The organism is Lentilitoribacter sp. JB5-8 (genome assembly GCF_055693385.1).
In genome coordinates this window covers 110,383-129,313 of record NZ_CM146332.1, presented here as the reverse complement: position 1 = coordinate 129,313, position 18,931 = coordinate 110,383, and the positions used below count along the sequence as shown (strand labels likewise).

The following is an 18,931-nucleotide window of genomic DNA, read 5'->3' as shown; positions in this document are numbered from 1 at the left end:
GGCCTCGCATGCGTGAAGAATTCGATATAAAGAGCAATCATTAAAAATTGTTGATGTTATAACGCCCAAAAACTGATATCCCCACATTGTCATGCACATAGATAGCACATTCATAATCCTACTCGCTGGCGATCTTATAATTGACGATCGTGTTCGAGCTTTATGCCAATCCGGCCGCATAATTGCAGCTGATGGTGGGATCAAACACGCAGCGAGCTTAGATGTTGAACCGGAGCTATGGCTAGGTGATTTTGATTCGACCCCTGACAATTTTAAAGAACAATATAAACATGTCGAAACAATGACCTTCGGGCGACAAAAAGCAATGAGCGATGGCGCACTTGCTGTTCAAACTGTACTGGATAAGGGGGCGACTTCCATTATTTTTTTAGGTGCGTTGGGCGGTGCAAGAAACGATCATACAATTGCCGTTTTGAACCAAATGATGCAATTGCATCAAGATGGCATTGATACAATGATGACATCTGGCCTAGAGGAATGCTGGCCGCTGGAAGAGGGTGAGTTTGAGATCGAGTTACCCAAGGGTTCACTTTTTTCAATTCTACCATTTGAAGATCTAAAAGGTCTGTCTATTTCAGGTGCAGAATATCCCCTTGATAATATCAAAACCAATTTCGGTTCTACTCTTACCTTATCAAATGTTTCACACGGGCATACGAAGATTACGTTAGGTGAAGGGCGCGCTGTTTTGATCGCACGTCCTCACGATTTTTCAGGAGTTTAATGTGGCACCACCAATTTTGAAATTGGACAATATCCAACACAGTTTTGGCGGTGATGATTTACTTCATCAGGTTAATTTTCAATTGCTGCCTGGTGAACGAATTTGTCTTATTGGTCGCAATGGCTCGGGAAAATCGACGCTTTTAAAAATAGCTTCGGGGCAGTTTGAAGCTCAAGGTGGAGAGATATTTCTTCAACCTTCAACAACAGTCCGCTATCTCGAGCAAGCGCCTGATTTTGATGGCTATGCTACTGTGTCTTCCTATGTTGAAGCCGGATTAGGTCCCAGCGATGACCCCCATCGCGCAAGCTATCTTTTATCGCATTTGGGCTTAACTGGTGATGAAGACCCTAACCAACTATCCGGCGGAGAAGCGCGACGCGCTGCGCTTGCTCGCGTTCTTGCACCTGAACCTGATATTTTGATGCTGGATGAGCCGACTAACCATCTCGATTTGCCAACCATTGAATGGCTTGAAGGTGAACTTGCGCGCTCGAGAAGTGCAATGGTGTTGATTTCCCACGACCGGCGGTTTCTTGAGAATATTTCAAATGCAGTCCTGTGGTTAGATCGAGGAGAAGCAAGGCGATTAGACCAAGGATTTACAAAATTCGAAGCCTGGCGCGATAAAATTTTAGAAGAAGAAGAGCTTGAGCACCATAAGCTTGGCCGCGAGATTGTTCGGGAAGAACACTGGTTGCGGTATGGCGTTTCTGCGCGACGCAAGCGTAATCAACGACGCTTAAAAGACCTTCATAGTTTACGTGCTGAATATCGTGGTCATAAAGGTCCATTGGGGAAAATTGACGCGCCACAATTTGAAAGCCGAGAATCTGGCAAGCAGGTCATTGAAGCGAAAAATATCTCCAAATCTTATGGGATGCGCAAGATTGTTGATGATTTTTCAATTCGCATTAACCGAGGTGACTGCATTGGTTTAGTGGGTCCCAATGGTGCTGGCAAAACCACCTTATTGAAGATGCTCATTGGATCGCTTGAGCCTGATGCTGGCTCTATTAAAACCGGAACCAATTTGGATATTGCTCAGATTGATCAAAAGCGTAGTGACCTTCCGCTTGATGATACCCTTGCACATTATCTCACCGATGGTCGCGGCGAAAATTTGATAGTCCGTGGCGAACAAAAGCATGTCACTGGTTATATGAAAGAGTTTTTGTTTGCACCTGAACAGGCCCGAACTCCGATAGCCAAATTATCGGGTGGCGAACGTGCTCGGCTCATTTTAGCCCGCATTTTGGCCCGCAGTTCAAATCTCTTGGTACTTGATGAGCCTACAAATGATTTGGATATGGAAACGTTGGATTTGTTGCAGGAGATTGTTTCAAATTATCCGGGAACAGTGGTCCTTGTAAGCCACGATCGAGACTTTTTGGATCGCACAGTGAGTTCAACACTTGCACCAGCAAATCCCGATGCGCCCGATGGTAAATGGATTGAATATGCGGGCGGATATTCAGATATGTTGGCGCAACAAAAAGAAGTTGCGCAGGTTGAGAAAAAGCTGAAAAAGGCTGCTTCACCAAAAGCTAACAATGCAAAGTCATCTGCCAACAAGTCTTCGAATAAACTATCTTTTAAGCAGAAATATGCATTGGAGAATTTGCCTCTTCAAATGGAAGAAGCAGAAGGTAAGGCTGCTAAGATTGAAGATAAAATGGCCGATGGTAGCTTTTATGCAACTGACCCTGAAGGGTTTGCCAAAGCTGCCCAAGAGCTTGAAACCATTAAGCAGAATATTGCAAAGATGGAAGAGGAATGGCTTGAGTTGGAAATGTTGCGTGAAGAGCTTGAGGCGGGAGGTTAACACATATGATCCGTAGTTTTGGTCAGATAGATGGTGCAGATGTGAAAGTCGTAACGCTTTCCGGTGGTGGCCTGTCTGCTAAGGTTTTAACCTATGGCGCTGTGTTGCAGGATTTAAGGCTGGCTGGCCATGATGCACCGCTGGTGCTTGGGTTTAATCAACTCGATGATTATCTTAATTATTCACCTTATTTTGGTGCAAGTGTTGGCCGTTTTGCCAATCGTATCAATGCGGGTCAATTTCAAATTGATGGTCAGTCCTATCAAGTCGATAAAAATGAGACGAGTGGCAATCATTTACATGGCGGCCGAAATGGCATTTCAAATCAGCTTTGGAACATCGAAGATGTAGATGAAAGCTCGCTGCTGTTATCGATTGTTGATGAGGGTGAGATCACCGGATATCCAGGTAATTGTAAAATTACCTGCCAATATAGTTTGAAGCCTGATGGTGTTTTTGAAGTGGTCTATACTTGTCATTCTGATAAAGCCACACCTGCAAATATCGCACATCATAGTTATTTTAATTTGGATGGTTCCGATCAAATCTTTGATCATGAAATCATGATTGATGCACAAGCTTACTTGCCTGTTTTAGATGTTCTTATCCCAACGGGGCAGATTAAACCTGTTGAAGGGACAGATTTTGACTTTCGAACAAAGAGAGCAATTCGAACGGCAGACGGTTTTATTGAATATGATCATAATTTTTGCTTGTCGGAGGGCCAGACAAATTGTCGTCACGTTGCGACGCTCCATAGCGCAAAATCTGGTATTGAGATGCAAGTGCATACAACAGAGCCAGGGATCCAGTTTTATACAGGCTTTGGAATTTTACCGAGTAAAAATGGGTTATTAAATGTTCCCTATCAAAGTGGTGCTGGACTTTGTTTAGAAACTCAAATTTGGCCAGATGCGCCTAATCATGCTGCGTTCCCAAATGCTATTTTGCAAAAAGGACAAGAATTGGTGCAGCGGACTGAATATATTTTCGCAAAAAAATAGGCAGCCATCGATTAATCGTGACTGCCTATTCATTAGGTTAAGACGTTAATCTTGGTATTAAGGACATGCAGCGATGTAGGTACCGCCATTTCCGTCAGAATAACGACATTTTGTTGGATCGCCTGCCACACGTCCAATTAATGCACCGGCTGCTGCACCTACTGCTGCACCAACAGCTGCGCCTTTAAGGTTTCCTGTTGCCAGTGCACCTGCTGCAGCACCTGTTGCTGCACCAATTGTGGCGCCTTGTTGAGTGGACGTACAGCCCGCGAGTGCTGCAGAAATAGCGACGATTGCGATGATTTTTTTCATGATAAACCCCTTCTGGTTATAGTAAAGCTAGGGTTAAAATATGACAAAAATCAGGCTAATTCGTTAACGAGAAGTACAGCTTCTTCACGTGCTGTTACATCAATGTTGTAAATTGTTTGTATGTCGATGTCGCTGGCGCTCTGTGCTGGTACTTTTTCTAATACGCCTTCAACGATATCTGCCATTTTTAAAAAGCCGATTTTCTCGTCAATAAATGCATCCAACGCCACTTCCTTACTTGCGTTAAAGATAGCGCCACTTAGGCCGCCAGCTTTCATGGATTGACGCGCCAATCTCAATGAGGGGAATTTCTCTTCATCAGGTGCTTCAAAGTCCAATTGTGCAAGTTTTACCAAATCAAGCTTTTCGACAGGAAGGTCAATCCGGTTGGGGTAGGCAAGCGCATAACCGATGGCCGTGCGCATGTCTGGTTCACCCAATTGAGCAAGCACGGAGCCGTCGCAATAGGAAACCAATGAGTGGATGATTGACTGGGGGTGAACGACTACATCAATTTTGTCAGGATGTGTGTCAAACAGGTGCATTGCCTCAATCATTTCAAGCGCTTTGTTGAACATGGACGCGCTATCAATTGAGATTTTTGTACCCATTGACCATTTTGGGTGTGCGGCGGCACTTATGGGTGTAACATTTGCCATTTGGCTACGTGTAAAATTACGATATGGCCCACCGGATGCTGTAAGTATAATTTTATCTAGTGATGGCGCGTGTTTGCGATTGAGCACCTGAAAAATGGCGCTGTGCTCGCTGTCGACCGGGAGGAGTTTGCCTCCTCCTTTTTCAACAATGGATTTAAATAAGGTTCCCGCCGACACCAGGCATTCTTTGTTGGCAAGTGCAATATCTGCACCACGCTCTGCAGCTGCTATTGTGGGGGCTAGTCCTGCCATGCCAACAATGGCTGCCATCACCCAATCACTATCACGCCGGCCTGCTTCAATTAACGCTTCGCGCCCAGCTCCCACTTCAATATCCGTACCAGCAAGTAATTCTTTCAGTTCTGCATATTTCGTCTCATCAGCGGTGACGACAAATTTAGCGTTAAATGTTCGTGCTTGTTGGCTCAGCAATTCAACATTAGACATGCCCGTGAGTGCAATAATATCGAACGCTTCAGCACCGCCATGATGAGCAAGGACATCCAGTGTATTTCGACCGATTGATCCCGTCGCTCCGAGGATCGAAATCTTATTGGGAAGATCAAAATTTGACATCGGACGTAGAATTCTAACTCGTTATTGATTGGCATTGATACAAAACGTTAAGCAAAGGCAACGTTAGTATAGTCTCAATGGCATATAACGGTAAAAACTCCAAGCCTATATGCAGTTATAATTCAGATGCTCACCGTAACTTGATTAATCATAGCGAAGCTCGGTCGCTTTGCCACCAAATACGCGATAGGCAAAAATCGAATATCCAATGATCACAGGTAGCACAAATGCTGTTCCAAACAGTATGATCAACAAGCTTTCCGGTGCTGATGCAGCGTCAACAATCGTCATTTTTTCAGGCACGATATATGGATAAAATGAATAGGCAAGACCTGCAAATCCGAGTGTCATAATGGCAACGATGCCGATGAAGGGGAGTAAAGAAAAACGATCGGCTTCATCAGGTAGGTGTTTTAACTGCCAATAGGTGAAGACAAAAAACAATCCAGACATTAAGGGAAGTGGTGCAAGCGCAATGATCTCAGGGATCGCAAACCATTTTGCAAATATTCTATCGCTTGCCAGCGGGGTGATGATTGAAATTGCAGCCATGCCAATAAGGGTGAAAATGAGTGCCTTTTTCATCCAGTTGATTGCCATTTTTTGTAAATCATTGTCGGTCTTATAGATCAGCCAAGCTGCGCCGATGGCTGCGTAAGTTGCCGTTAAACACACGGCAACTAGCACGCCAAATGCAAAAGCTTGCCAACCTGTTTGAAGGCCCAAAATATAAATCCCAAGCATATAGCCTTGGCTAAGCGCGGTGACGAGAGAACCTGTGAAGAATACTCTGTTCCATAACCACTTTTCGCTAGCTTGCGCTTTGGCTCTGAACTCAAAGGCAACACCTCGTGCAATCAAACCAATGAGCATGATTGTTACGGGAAGATAAAGGGCCGTGAGAATTTCTCCATGGGCAGCGGGGAAGGCGACTAGCAAAATTCCGATTGCCAAAACAAGCCATGTTTCATTTGCATCCCAAAACGGGCCGATTGACGCAATCATGCGATCTCGTTCTGACTGCGGTGCAAATGGAAATAAGATACCAACACCTAGGTCAAATCCATCCAAGATGACATAAACAAGAATTGAAATGCCCATTAATCCTGCAAAGATAATTGGGAGATAGGGGTATATTGTTGTGATATCCATTTTGTTTACTCCGCAGGAAGGCTGGCTTGATTAGCAACAGCGCCGGGCATTGCGGGCTTGCCTGTTGCGCCCGGTTGAGGTCGTTCATCACCTGATTTTGCAGCTTTGACGGCTAATCTGACAACCACGAAGATGTATGCCCCTAGCAATATGACATAAGTCGCAAGATAAGTAATGAAGGTTGATAGAACCATTCCTCCCGCAATTGGACCCAAAGCATCTGCGGTTTTTAACACGCCGGTGACTAACCATGGTTGACGACCGATTTCTGTTACATACCAGCCGGCAATGGTGGCAACCCAGCCTGACAGCGCCATTGGAACAAACAGATAAGCGATGGGTTTTGGAAAGGTGTTTTTCCGCCAAAGATAATAGCTACCGATCCAAGATAAGAACAGCATCGCAAAACCGGTTCCGACCATAATCCTAAAGCCCCAGAATACAGCAGCAACAGGTGGATGAAGAACAGTTCCATCCTCTGCCACAAAGTCATTAAGGCCAGGTACGACGCCTTCTGGATCGTGTTTTAAGATTATACTGGCGCCATTGGGCACAGATAATTCAAATTTATTACTGCGTGTCTCTTCATCCGGAAGTGCAAATAATACGAGCGGAACATTGCCTCTGGTTTCCCAATTGCCTTCCATCGCGGCGACTTTTGCAGGTTGATGCTCGAGCGTGTTTAACCCATGTAAATCACCGGCGAAAATCTGCAGCGGAATTAAAATTGCACCAATTGTGACACCAGTTTTTATCGCTTTAAACATGGCAGCACTTGTGTCACCCAGCAACCATCTTAGTGCGGATAAGCCTGCTACAAGGAAGGCTGCTGTTAAACCTGATGCAATAAGCATATGTGTTAAGCGATAGGGCATTGATGGATTAAATATGATTGCAAACCAATCGGTAGCATGCGCCACACCATCTATAATTTCATGGCCTTGCGGTGTGTGCATCCATGAATTAAGCACAAGTATCCAAAACGCGCTCATAGTGGTGCCAAAGGCAACTAAAAATGTTGCGAGTGTATGGACCCGATTGGATACACGGCGAAAGCCAAACAGCATTATGCCTAAGAATACGGCTTCTAAGAAAAAGGCTGTCAGTACTTCATAAGCCAATAAGGGGCCGGCAATATTGCCAACGGTTTCCATAAAACCCGGCCAATTGGTACCGAATTGAAAGCTCATGGTAATGCCAGATACAACACCCATAGCAAAAGATAGAGCGAAAATTTTCACCCAGAAGAAATAGGCGTCCATCCAGGCGTGATCACCTGTTTTATTATATCGATACTTGAAAAACAGTAAGATCCAACCAAGCGCAATTGTGATGGTGGGGAAGAGAATGTGAAAGGTGATGTTTGCACCAAATTGCATTCTAGATAATATAAATGGGTCCATAATTCCGTACTCCGATAGCTTGCAGTATATATAATATTTCGGGCCTTGAAAATTATGTGTCAGACTGTCGCAAAATTAGAATTGTTCTAAACAAATTGTCGCATGGCGAGCACTTTCCCTTGAAAACTGGACATTAAATACAATCGATGTTCAATATTCGTCTTAAGATCAACGGAATAATTTAATGAAGATGAATGACTTTGTTTTTAACACCACTCCTTCTATTCGCCAGATGTTTGGTGGAGCTGCAAAACTTGGCGATTTGATAAGTGATCTTCAGATCGAACAGTCTCAAAAACACGTATTCTTCGTAACAGATCCAGGCATTATGTCGTTAAAACTCGCCGATCTGGCACTTGAAAGCCTATCTAACAGTGGTTTTGACGTTACATTATTTGATGACGTGTCTGCTGATCCAAGTTCTGAAAGTGTTCTAAAAGCTGCCAAGACTGCGAAAGATAAAGGCTGCAATTGTGTGGTTGGATTTGGCGGTGGTAGCTCGATGGATGTGGCGAAAATGGTGGCGCTTTTGGCAAAAACTGATCAACCACTTGATGATATGTATGGTGTTAATTTAGTCTCCGGTTCACGGCTTCCGCTTTTGTTGGTGCCAACGACAGCAGGCACTGGATCTGAAGTCACTGGCATATCAATTCTAACGACTGGCACGGCTGAGAAAAAAGGTGTTGTGTCGGCCAAAATTCTCCCAGATATTGCGTTGCTTGATGCCGAACTTACGCTTGGATTGCCATCTCATGTGACGGCCGCAACTGGGGTTGATGCAATGGTACATGCGATCGAAGCCTATACATCCAAAAGTGCAAATAATAATCCAATTTCGAAAATGCTGGCGCTTCACGCGCTTGACCTATTGGGTGCCAACATTCGTACAGCCGTGTTTGAAGGAGATGATAAAAATGCGCGTGCCAATATGTTGTTGGGATCCATGATGGCGGGGCAAGCCTTTGCTAATTCACCCGTTGCTGCGGTGCATGCGCTTGCGTATCCCGTGGGAAGTTTGTTTCATGCGCCGCATGGATTATCCAATGCGCTCGTTTTGCAAAATGTTATGCGCTTTAATGCTGAGATGTGCGCGCAGGATTATGCAGAGCTCGCCCCGCATGTTTTCCCCACTATCAACCTTGACCAATCAGCATCGTTCATTGCAGCAGAATTTATCGAACGTTTGGGCCAACTCAATGTTGAATTGGGGCTTGAAGCAGGGTTGGCACATGTGGGCATTGGTGAAAATGATATAGAAAAACTTGCAAATGATGCGATGAATCAAACGCGATTATTGGTCAATAATCCACGCAAAGTCACTTATGATGACGCCGTTAAGATTTATCGAGCTTCGCTTTGAAATGGGAAGATAAAAGCGGCCTGAAAATTTAGATCGATCTTTTTATGCAAAGCACCGAACGCAGTTGTCGGCCTATAATTTTTTAACGGATTCCCGTTCAATAATTTTTGCTTCAAAGAAATTACTGGTAATTGGTAACCCGTCTTCAAGATAATCCATTAATGATGTAACGGCACCTTCACCCATTTTACGGGCTGGGAGGTCTATAGTCGTGAGCGGTGGTGAGATGTGAACTGACCAGTCAAGGTTATCAAATCCCATGACTGATATGTCATCAGGTACAACAAGGCTTTTTTCTGAGAGCGCGGTGTAGACGCCAAGGGCCATCACATCGGATAGGCAAAGAACAGCTGAAAATTTAGTTTTATGTTGCAACATGGAATAGGTTGCTAGTTTTCCGCCTCCAACACTAAGTTCTTCCTCAAAAAATGATAATTTTATCCCCGATACAACAGCAGATTTTGCACCCTTTATTCGCAACGTTGTTCTATCGCTTAGAACTTCTGGCCCATGAACCACAGCAATATTTTGGTGCCCCATTTCACTTAGATATTGGATGGCTTTTCGTGCGAGCGCAAAGTTGTCGTAACCAATTGTGGGGACTTCACTTTCCGGTGACCAAATTGACGTGAAAACAAATTGCACACCGCGACGCGTTAACAGCTCAATCAATTCTGGATCATGGCGTCCACCTGAAAGAACAAACGCTTCGGCCCCCATTCCAAGTAGCTTTTCCGCGGCTTCTTTTTCTTGATCTTCATCAGAATTTGAGATTGCAAAGACCAGTGAATAGCCGCGTTTGGCCAATGTTTGCTCCATACCAGCAATGAATTTAGCGTAAACAGAGTGTTCGATGGTTGGAATGATTGCCGCGATTATTTTGGTTTTTTTGGTGGTCAGGGTTCGCGCTGCAGGATTGGGTACATAGTGGAGTTTTTTGGATGCTAGCAGCACCTTTTCTCGGGTTTTTGGGCTTACATTGGTCGCGCCATTCATAACACGTGAAATGGTTGCAATAGACAGTCCTGTCTCCTTTGCAACATCGCGAATACTTCCTAGTTTCTTGGTCAATGCGGGCCTCCAAAATCATACAAATATTATTTTGGGGCTTGACGCAACAAAAAAACAAATGGTTATATGTAACCGGTTTCATAGAATTTTAATCATAATGCCTCCGTGGCTGACATTATTTTAACTGCATATGTAACCGGTTACATAAACAGTCAATTTCAATGACGATTTCGTATGAAAAGGGCAGCCAATGTTAAATTTGCATGATGCAAATAACAAAAATATCTCCTTCGGGCGGAGGCGATATCAAGGTCTGAATGAGCAAAAAAGCTTAAGGCTTGATGTTCTTGCAGGTGAAGCTGGCTGTATCAAAGTTGCCGCAGGCGCGCTTTTATCCATCACCAATGTTGATGGTGGCAAAGCTGCATGGATGACTTCTTCTTTAGACAGTCAACGAGAGTTTACATGCGAGCCGTTTAAAACTCCTGAAATGAAAATGACGTCGCTCGATTGTGCTTTGTTTGATGATCGTCAGATGCGTGCGATTGCTAAGGCGAAGGATGGTGCGCTTGAAAACAGTGAAGTCATTAAGGTTTTTGATGAAGGCTCCAAACCTGGAGATGTTTTTCTGCTTAAGTTTACATCTTCCGCGTTGTTCTTTCTCATTGCTCCAATTGAAAAAGACTATATCGAAACCGGCGGCGGTGCGAGATATCATGTCGAAATCAAAGAGACTGGACAGGCATCTGAAGATTTTTATATGCCAGACCCTCTGGGTAAGATTGTGGATGAATGGCGGGTGGATGCTGGAACCGCGAAAGCCTATGAACTTAAAAAAGGCCAATTTCTGCAAATTATCGATGTTGAAGGTCAACAATGTTCTGACTTTATGGCAATGCGTGCATCAGCGCTTGATCAGGGGATAGAGCGTTATATCGATTCCACTGTAACACGCACGTGTGCACGTGGTGCCTATCCGGCCCCTGGACTTCACGACAAATTTTATGATCAAGATATTACGCCACTACTAGCTGTTCGCCGAGACACGGTCGGTCGCCATGATGCATTTGGTTTAGCTTGTAATGCATATGGATATGAGGAGCGGGGTTTTCCCGGACATATCAATTGCTCAGATAATATCAGTCACGCCTATGCGCCTTTTGGCATAAAGCCACGCAAGGGCTGGCCGGCTATCAATTTTTTCTGGAATTCTAATATCGATGCGGTGTCAAACGTCTATTCCGGAGACGAACCTTGGTCGCGACCCGGGGATTACATTGTCCTTGAAGCGCTGACGGATCTCGTTGGTGTTTCCACAGCTTGCCCAGACGATATTGACCCAACGAACGGATGGAATCCGACAGATATTCACGTTCGTATTTACGAGGAGGATAGTTCCATTACGCATTCCGTTGCTTGGCGGGCGCAGCCAGATGATGCAGAGCAGCTAACAAAGCATTCTGCATTTCACCCGCGAACATCACAATTAACAAAAAGCTTTTATGCAGCGAGAGATCTCTGGATGCCGACCCATTATGACGCCACTGGTGCAATTGAAGAATACTGGACATGTCGAAATCATGCGACATTGCAGGACATGTCTGGTCTGTTCAAATACGATATTGTTGGACCGGATGCGCTTGAATTATTGCAGCACTGTCTGACGCGCAATATTTCCAAATTATCCGTTCATCGTGGACTTTATGCCCTGATTTGCGATGAACGCGGCAGCGTGCTTGATGACGGAACTTTGTTTTGCATTGAACCAAATGTTTACAGATGGTTCTCAGGTTCAAATAATTCAGCGCTTCATCTTAGAGAGCAGGCAGAATTGTTGGGTTTGGAAGTTAAGGTCCTCAGCATTGGACACAAGATGGCAAACCTTGCATTGCAGGGGCCAAAGTCGAGAGACATTTTAAAAGATCTTGTCTTCACGCATCCATATCGACCTGATGTTGAAAGCCTAAAATGGTTCGGTTTCACAATTGCCCGCATTCATGATCGTGATGGTTCTCTGTTTATGCTGTGTCGTTCAGGTTTCACCGGTGAATTGGGTTACGAAATCTTCTGCGATGAAACCGACGCGGTTGAAATTTGGGACGCAGTTATGAAAGCTGGTGAACCTTATGGCTTAAAACCTATGGGTGGCCACGCGCTTGACATGTTGCGGATAGAAGCAGGCTTGATGATTTCTGGTGCGGAATTTGGCGGTGATGTGGACGCGATTGAATCCGGTCTTGGATTTGCGGTTGATTTCAAGAAGCCAGATTTTGTCGGCAAAGCAGCACTCGAACGCAACCAATCCGCAATCCGCAGAGAATTGGTTGGCTTGAAATTTAACAGCAATGAAGCGCCCCATCATGGCGATCCAGTCTTTCTTGGACGAGAGCAAGTGGGTGTGGTGACAAGCGCCTGCACCTCGCCGGAATTGGGGCATGCTATCGCAATGGCGCGGATTGCTGTTGAGAATTCAGAATTTGGAACAGAATTGGAAGTGGGCAAACTCGATGGGCACATGAAAAGGCTTCCCTGCGTAACAACAGGAATTCCCTTTATTGACCCGAAAAGAGAGAAGGCAAGAGCTTGAATAAAGACACTAGCGATAGAAAATCTGATGTAGTTGTTTGTAACAACGTCTGGAAGATATTTGGCGCACGTGCTTCGGAAGCCATGGAAGCCGTGAGAAAAGAAAATCTTTCTAAAGCTGAGGTGCTGGAGCGCTATGAATGTGTTGTAGGCGTCCGGGATGTATCAATAAGCGTAGGCGAAGGTGAAGTATTTTGCATTATGGGACTTTCCGGTTCCGGTAAATCCACCCTTGTGCGCCACATAAACCGGTTGATTGAGCCAACTTACGGCGAGATTTTAATCAATGGCACCAATGTAGGAAATCTTGGATCTGAAGATTTAAGAGAAATGCGCGCCAATCAGATTGGTATGGTCTTCCAAAATATGGCGCTTTTACCGCATCGTACCGTGCGCGATAACATCGCTTTCTCACTTGAACTTAGAAATGTCGATGCGTTCACGCGATCTGAAATTGCTGACAAAATGATAGGGCTTGTGAGCCTGCAAGGTTACGGCGATCGTTTACCTGCTGATTTATCAGGTGGTATGCAGCAGCGTGTTGGTTTGGCGCGTGCGATGGCAGCTGACCCCGATATTCTATTAATGGACGAACCATTTTCTGCGCTCGATCCTTTAATTAGACGTGGCCTTCAAGATGAGTTTTTGGATCTATCCAAAACGATGAAGAAGACGACATTATTCATCACGCACGATTTGGATGAGGCGATCCGAATGGGTTCGCGCATTGCCATTATGAAAGATGGTGAGATTGTACAAATCGGAACGCCTGAAAAAATCGTGACAGAGCCGGCAGATGATTATGTCGCAGATTTTGTTGCCGGAATATCGAAACTAAAACTGATTTTCGCACACACAGTTATGCAGCCGGTTGAACAATATGAGAAGGAAGTCAAAAAGCTTCCCGCATTAGATAAATGCCCGCAAGCAACGCCTGATGATGATTTGGACGCATTGGTTGGCGTATCTGTTGGGCAGGACAATCCAATCGTAATCATGTCAGATTCCAAACCCGTTGGGATCGTCACCAAAGACGCGCTTTTACGCGGAATTCAAGGTGAGGTGTAATCATGTCTCAAGATGATCTAAAACAATTCAAAGATTTCGCTGGTCAAAACAGCGATTATTATGCAGACAAATTTCTCAAAATCCAAAAATCCATTTTGCCCAAAACACATATTAACTACGCTGCTCTCCTAGGTAGTTTTGTTTGGGCAGGACTGCGCGGGAATTGGCTACTTTTCACGATTGGATTTGTGATTGACCTGGTCGCGATGGTCAATCTCGCGCTCTATTTCAAATATGCTGAAAAAGCCCGTGAATATATCGGTCAGGATGACAAGGTATATTTGTTGGATCGTTACGAAGGTTGGTCAAGCAATCATATCTTAATGGCCATTTTAACTTTCGTGTTGGGTCGAATTCTATTTGCCTGGTTTGCAGACAGATTTTATGCAAATCAATATGCGCGCTGGCGTACCGATGAAAAAACTCCGAGCAGTTTTGTGCTGTCCCGATTGGTCATTGTTGCGGTGATTTCAGCTCTTATTCTGCCGCTGACAATTTATCGTTCAACACAGTTTGTGCCCGAACAACGCGCTTGTATTAAGCAGGATCGCCTTATTGAGCAAGGTGAGCAGATTCCATTCCAAGATAGATTTAATTGTGCTGTCATGGGTGAATTCCCCACATTAATCTGGATTGATAGACCTGATACGGTCAATTATCGCAAAGATGACAGTGGAAATTATGTTGAAATCCGCACACCTGCGCGTGAAGGTGCACCACCATTTAACCTGAATAGATATATGTCTCAAAGTATTGATGACAGCATTCAATATGCAACGATCTTCTATGGTTCTGTTTTTGATCAAATAACAGCATTCTTAAATTCAATGCTAAATGCCATTGAGGCTGTCTTTGTCGGTACACCATGGCCAGTGACTATGTTGGTGCTCGTCTTTATTGCCTATAAAATGGCGGGACGACGAACGGCGATATTTGCCGTTGCATCGCTATTTTATATTGCGATGTTTGATTTCTGGCAAACGGCGATGGACACAATGTCATTGGTGGTTGCATCTACTGTGATTTGTACCATTGTGGGGCTGCCGCTGGGCATTTGGGTTGGGAAATCTGACCGAGGAAATTCCATTACCACCCCAATCCTTGATGTTATGCAGACCATTCCATCCTTTGTGTATCTCTTGCCGGCAATCGCGTTCTTTTCGATTGGCAAGCCACCGGCGATCTTAGCAACGGTGATATTTGCCATGCCGCCAATGGTGCGTTTAACAGCGCTTGGTATCAAGCACGTGCCGGAAAATACAAAGGAAGCGGCGCTGGCATTTGGCGCAAACCCAAGACAGCTCTTAACAAAAGTCGAACTGCCGCTCGCTCTGCCATCTATTATGGCAGGCATGAACCAGGTGGTGATGATGAGCCTTGCGATGGTTGTGATCGCTGCATTCATTGGTGCAGGGGGTATGGGCTTCATCGTGGTTGAAGCTTTGAACAATGCGGAAACAGGACGCGGTCTTTTGGCCGGATTTGGAATTGCACTTCTGGCGATGATGATCGACAGCGTTGTGCAGAAAGCGAATAAAATTCGTGATTAAAAAATTCAGCGCGTCAATTCAGTGGCGCGATGAACATCTATAACAAAGGAGTGTGAACATGAAACTATTAAAATCACTGGCGCTTAGTTCTGCGCTTATAGCTGGCTCCACGACTGCGGGTTTGGCTGCAGATGCAAAGGTCACAATTTCTGACTTGACGTGGACAGGCGCAAAGGCAATTGGCTTTGTAATCCAAGAAATCATAACTGGCCCAATGGGTATGGAAGCTGAAATTGTAGAGGGAATGTCTGACGGCTCGATTATTGCAGCTGGTATGGATAAAGGCGATGGTTCCATCGATGTCTATACAGATTTCTGGATGCCAAGTCGTGCTGGCCTTTGGGATAAATATATCGACGGTTCAGCAACGGTCGCCGTCAATACGCCTTATGAAGGTACACAGCGTATTTATGTGCCGTCATATATGACCGACAAACTTTCCTCTATTGAAGATATGAAGAAGCCTGAAGTTGCGCTATTATTTGATTCAGATGGAAACGGAAAAGGCGAATATTGGGCTGGCGAAATCGGTTGGAAATCGACTAAGCAATGGAAAGTCAAATTCAAAAGCTATGGTTTGGATGAACTTTGGGAAGCGGCAGATATCACTGAAGCTGCCTTTAAAGGTCAGCTAAAAGCAGCTTATGCCAAAGGCGAGCCGGCATTGTTCTATCGTTGGACACCTGAAGCTATGTTCGCGGAATATGATCTGTCTGCGGTTGAAGAGCCTGCACGCACAGAAGGTTGCGAAAAAGTTGATCTAGAGGCTGAAGATTGGTTGGAAGTGTCCACATTCTCATGTGCGAGTTCTGTCGCAAGTGTTTATGTTGCTTATTCCAAAACATTGGAAACACGTAACCCCGCTGTTGCGAAAATGTTGTCAAATATCAAGTTAGACCCTAACGCGATTAATGGTTGGATTTTGTCAATTAATGGCGATGGTCTTGACCCGCGTGATGTGGCTCAAGAATGGGTTGCAGATAATATGGATACGGTCAACGCTTGGATTAATGGCTAATACCACTTCGTTTTTAATTGAAGCTAGATTAGGGGGCGCAAGCCCCTTTTTCAATTTAAGAGCTTGTGAGACCGGACTATAAACTGTGGGCATCAGCATCATCTTCAACCAAGTGATATTTTGCTTGAAAGCTCTAAAAGTAATGTTTTTGTATCTTGTATAGTTTGGCGAACTTCAATGGCCGAGCCTGGTTTGATGCGCTCAATGTATGGGCAAGTTAAAACGCCAAAAGCGTTGCCATCGGAGCCTAAAACTGGAACTGAGATGTCAGTCACGCCAACCAATTGCCCACTTTCCTGCAAGCGGAAACCGTCCCTGACGATATCTGTAAGTTCTTTCTGTAACTCATGTTCAGTTTTCAATAAATTTAGTTTTGGTCGATCGCCCACTGCAAAGAGTTTCTCAAGGCCTAGCTGATCTTGGAAGGCTAGCAGTGTTCGACCTGAACCGGTTTCAATTAAATCAAGTTCAGCGCCGACGCGTAATCTAAATTCCCAGTTGGCTGGACCACTTGCTTGCGCAACTACAATGGCATAGCCTTTATCTGGCACGGCCAAGTGCACAGATTGCAAAGTATCATTGGAAAATCTGTCCAATAATGGTTGTGCATATGAGATTAAACGCTGCATTGGCGGGTGCGCGGAACCAAGCAAAAACAGTTTCATGCTAAGTGCATAACGATCGCCACCTGCCGACCTTGTTACATATCCACGCACCACAAGACGCTCAATCATACGATAAATTTCACTGGGACTTCTTCCCATCGTTTTGACGATTTCACTTCTTGTCATCGGGCTTGGCTGTGTCGCTAAAAGCTCTAATATATCAAGGCCTTTATCGAGTGCCGGCGCTCTGTAGCGATCTTCATTTTCTTTCTTGGTCATGGCGTCTCCCAGACCTCACTTTTGCCCTAAGATTTCATTTGTTGTCAACAACCTATTGACATCATTTTTCATATATGAATAATTAATTCATATACAAATATTGTTTGTGTATTAGGTTGGGAGGACCTATGACCATGAAGCTGGATGGGAAGACCATCTTCATAACCGCTGCAGGAAGCGGGATGGGGAAAGCAAGCGCGATTGCATGCTTGAATGAGGGCGCGTTGGTTGTTGCCACGGATAACGATTCAAATGCACTTTCCAATTTGCAGGACGAGTTCCCTGCGATCGAAACGAGAGTTTTAGACGTTCGTGATACGCATGCGATCGACGAGCTAGCTTCAGAATTTCAGTCTATCGATGGTCTATTTAACTGCGCTGGCATCGTTCATCATGGAACAATATTGGATGTCTCCAACGATGTTTGGGAATTGAACGTCGATATCAATGTCAGCTCTATGATCCGCACTTGCCGAGCATTTTTGCCGGGCATGTTAAAACGTGCAGAGACAACTGGATCAGTGTCGATCTTAAATATGGCATCGATGGCTTCATCCATAAAAGGTTTTGCAAGTAGAGCTGCCTATGGTGCAACCAAGGCTGCTGTTATTGGTCTTACGAAATCTATTGCAATTGATTTTGTCGACAAGGGCGTCCGCAGTAATGCTCTTTGTCCCGGAACGGTCGACACACCATCGCTGCGAGGTCGGATTGCGCAGGCAGATGATCCCGTTCAAGCGGAAATAGATTTCATAAAACGCCAGCCTGTTGGGCGCCTTGCAACAGTTGATGATATTACACCGCTTGTTACTTATCTCCTTTCTGATGAAAGCTGTTTTGTCACCGGTCAAGCCATGTCAATTGATGGTGGGGTGACAATCTAATGCCTGTTCAAGTTAGCTCATCAGATATGGCACCAAGAGTAGATGCGCATTGTCATTTATGGTCTCTTTCGCGTGGCGACTATCATTGGATGGACGTCAAAGATCCAGCGTTGAAAGAGATCGCTAAAGATTTTGAAATCGCTGATCTAATTGAAGCATCGCAAAGTTCTAATATCATTGACGCTGTTCTTGTTCAGGCAGCGGCGACTGAAGAAGAAACTGATTTTCTGCTCACAATCGCAGAGAGAAATCCTCAGATAAAAGGCGTTGTGGGTTGGGTGGATTTATCAAGCAATAGTGTTCTAGATACCATTAGCAGCTATGCTGAAAACCCTTATTTTAAGGGTATCCGGCCCATGCTGCAGGATATCGAAGATACTGATTGGTTGCGCGAGATTCCTGACAGAAAGGTTTGGCAGCAATTGGCGATGAAAGAGCTTCGGTTCGATGCGCTTATCAAACCGCGCCATCTAGATCTTATTTTGCAATTCTGTCATGAAAATCCAGATCTTCCAATTGTGATTGACCATTGTGCAAAACCACAATTTGCAACGGCAAGTTCAGATGAGTTGAAGCATACTTTTGAAAAGATTGCTGCCATCGGCAATCAAACCCATGCTTTTTGCAAACTCTCTGGTCTTTTGACCGAGATGGCATCTTGGCAGCGAGCGGACGCTTACGACATTTTGAAACCTCTTTTTGATCTTCTCATCGAAACATTTGGTCCAAACCGGATCATGTGGGGGTCTGATTGGCCAGTGGTGCGACTAGCGGGAGGTTATGATTGCTGGAATGAAATTACGATGAAGCTTTTAGAGGACTTGGGTCAGCCAGATCAAGACGCAGTCTTGTCCCATACAGCCCTGCAATTTTATGGATTGGATGTCTAGG

At 44.8% G+C, this 18,931-nt stretch carries 16 protein-coding genes; 10 read left to right on the top strand and 6 right to left on the bottom strand.

Annotated elements, in window-relative coordinates:
* The first annotated feature begins 91 nt into the window (after positions 1-91).
* The 3 genes from ACZ1GZ_RS00625 to ACZ1GZ_RS00615 are packed head-to-tail and all read left to right on the top strand — an operon-like array spanning position 92 to position 3,574.
* A complete protein-coding gene (locus ACZ1GZ_RS00625; protein ID WP_472666496.1) occupies positions 92-745 on the top strand; it encodes a thiamine diphosphokinase in 654 nt (217 codons plus the stop codon).
* A 1-nt stretch (position 746) separates the two neighbouring features.
* Positions 747-2,570 carry an ABC-F family ATP-binding cassette domain-containing protein gene (locus ACZ1GZ_RS00620; protein ID WP_472666495.1) on the top strand — a complete coding sequence of 608 codons (1,824 nt, stop codon included), beginning with the start codon at positions 747-749 and terminating at the stop codon, positions 2,568-2,570.
* Positions 2,571-2,575: 5 nt separating this feature from the next.
* On the top strand, positions 2,576-3,574 hold the full coding sequence (locus tag ACZ1GZ_RS00615) for an aldose epimerase family protein (RefSeq protein WP_472666494.1): 999 nt from the start codon (positions 2,576-2,578) through the stop codon (positions 3,572-3,574).
* Positions 3,575-3,631: 57 nt separating this feature from the next.
* Here the strand turns inward: ACZ1GZ_RS00615 and ACZ1GZ_RS00610 are convergent, their stop codons facing one another.
* From ACZ1GZ_RS00610 to ACZ1GZ_RS00595, 4 genes are all read right to left on the bottom strand, one after another.
* Positions 3,632-3,886, bottom strand: coding sequence for a YMGG-like glycine zipper-containing protein (locus tag ACZ1GZ_RS00610; protein WP_472666493.1), 255 nt, complete (start codon positions 3,884-3,886; stop codon positions 3,632-3,634).
* A 50-nt stretch (positions 3,887-3,936) separates the two neighbouring features.
* The gene (gene dxr / locus ACZ1GZ_RS00605) at positions 3,937-5,121 is read right to left on the bottom strand and encodes a 1-deoxy-D-xylulose-5-phosphate reductoisomerase (protein WP_472666492.1); all 1,185 of its coding nucleotides are present in this window, start codon (positions 5,119-5,121) and stop codon (positions 3,937-3,939) included.
* 144 nt (positions 5,122-5,265) lie between these two features.
* Positions 5,266-6,267 (bottom strand): cytochrome d ubiquinol oxidase subunit II, encoded by a 1,002-nt coding sequence (locus ACZ1GZ_RS00600; RefSeq protein ID WP_472668201.1) that lies wholly within the window; start codon positions 6,265-6,267, stop codon positions 5,266-5,268.
* 11 nt (positions 6,268-6,278) lie between these two features.
* On the bottom strand, positions 6,279-7,676 hold the full coding sequence (locus tag ACZ1GZ_RS00595) for a cytochrome ubiquinol oxidase subunit I (RefSeq protein ID WP_472666491.1): 1,398 nt from the start codon (positions 7,674-7,676) through the stop codon (positions 6,279-6,281).
* Between the two features lie 190 nt (positions 7,677-7,866).
* On the opposite strand from ACZ1GZ_RS00595, the gene ACZ1GZ_RS00590 reads away from it, so the two are divergent.
* The gene (locus tag ACZ1GZ_RS00590) at positions 7,867-9,039 is read left to right on the top strand and encodes an iron-containing alcohol dehydrogenase (RefSeq protein WP_472668200.1); all 1,173 of its coding nucleotides are present in this window, start codon (positions 7,867-7,869) and stop codon (positions 9,037-9,039) included.
* 72 nt (positions 9,040-9,111) lie between these two features.
* Here the strand turns inward: ACZ1GZ_RS00590 and ACZ1GZ_RS00585 are convergent, their stop codons facing one another.
* Positions 9,112-10,110, bottom strand: coding sequence for a LacI family DNA-binding transcriptional regulator (locus tag ACZ1GZ_RS00585; RefSeq protein WP_472666490.1), 999 nt, complete (start codon positions 10,108-10,110; stop codon positions 9,112-9,114).
* Between the two features lie 190 nt (positions 10,111-10,300).
* Here ACZ1GZ_RS00585 and ACZ1GZ_RS00580 point away from each other — a divergent pair, with 190 nt between their 5' ends.
* The 4 genes from ACZ1GZ_RS00580 to ACZ1GZ_RS00565 are packed head-to-tail and all read left to right on the top strand — an operon-like array spanning position 10,301 to position 16,272.
* Positions 10,301-12,637, top strand: coding sequence for a DUF1989 domain-containing protein (locus ACZ1GZ_RS00580; RefSeq protein WP_472666489.1), 2,337 nt, complete (start codon positions 10,301-10,303; stop codon positions 12,635-12,637).
* On the top strand, positions 12,634-13,704 hold the full coding sequence (locus ACZ1GZ_RS00575; protein ID WP_472666488.1) for a quaternary amine ABC transporter ATP-binding protein: 1,071 nt from the start codon (positions 12,634-12,636) through the stop codon (positions 13,702-13,704). The genes ACZ1GZ_RS00580 and ACZ1GZ_RS00575 overlap by 4 nt, the downstream gene beginning before the upstream one ends.
* Positions 13,705-13,706: 2 nt before the next feature.
* A complete protein-coding gene (locus ACZ1GZ_RS00570) occupies positions 13,707-15,254 on the top strand; it encodes an ABC transporter permease (protein WP_472666487.1) in 1,548 nt (515 codons plus the stop codon).
* Positions 15,255-15,312: 58 nt separating this feature from the next.
* Positions 15,313-16,272, top strand: a complete 960-nt coding sequence (locus ACZ1GZ_RS00565) for an ABC transporter substrate-binding protein (RefSeq protein WP_472666486.1) — start codon at positions 15,313-15,315, stop codon at positions 16,270-16,272.
* A 104-nt stretch (positions 16,273-16,376) separates the two neighbouring features.
* On the opposite strand, the gene ACZ1GZ_RS00560 is transcribed toward ACZ1GZ_RS00565, so the two are convergent.
* Positions 16,377-17,156, bottom strand: coding sequence for an IclR family transcriptional regulator (locus ACZ1GZ_RS00560; RefSeq protein WP_472666485.1), 780 nt, complete (start codon positions 17,154-17,156; stop codon positions 16,377-16,379).
* A 128-nt stretch (positions 17,157-17,284) separates the two neighbouring features.
* Between ACZ1GZ_RS00560 and ACZ1GZ_RS00555 the strand changes: the two genes are divergently transcribed.
* Complete coding sequence (locus tag ACZ1GZ_RS00555; RefSeq protein ID WP_472666484.1) at positions 17,285-18,040, top strand: SDR family oxidoreductase; 756 nt, start codon at positions 17,285-17,287, stop codon at positions 18,038-18,040.
* Entirely contained in the window at positions 18,040-18,930 is an 891-nt protein-coding gene (locus tag ACZ1GZ_RS00550; protein WP_472666483.1) for an amidohydrolase family protein, read from the top strand. Before ACZ1GZ_RS00555 ends, ACZ1GZ_RS00550 begins: the two co-directional genes overlap by 1 nt.
* Position 18,931: the final 1 nt, after the last annotated feature.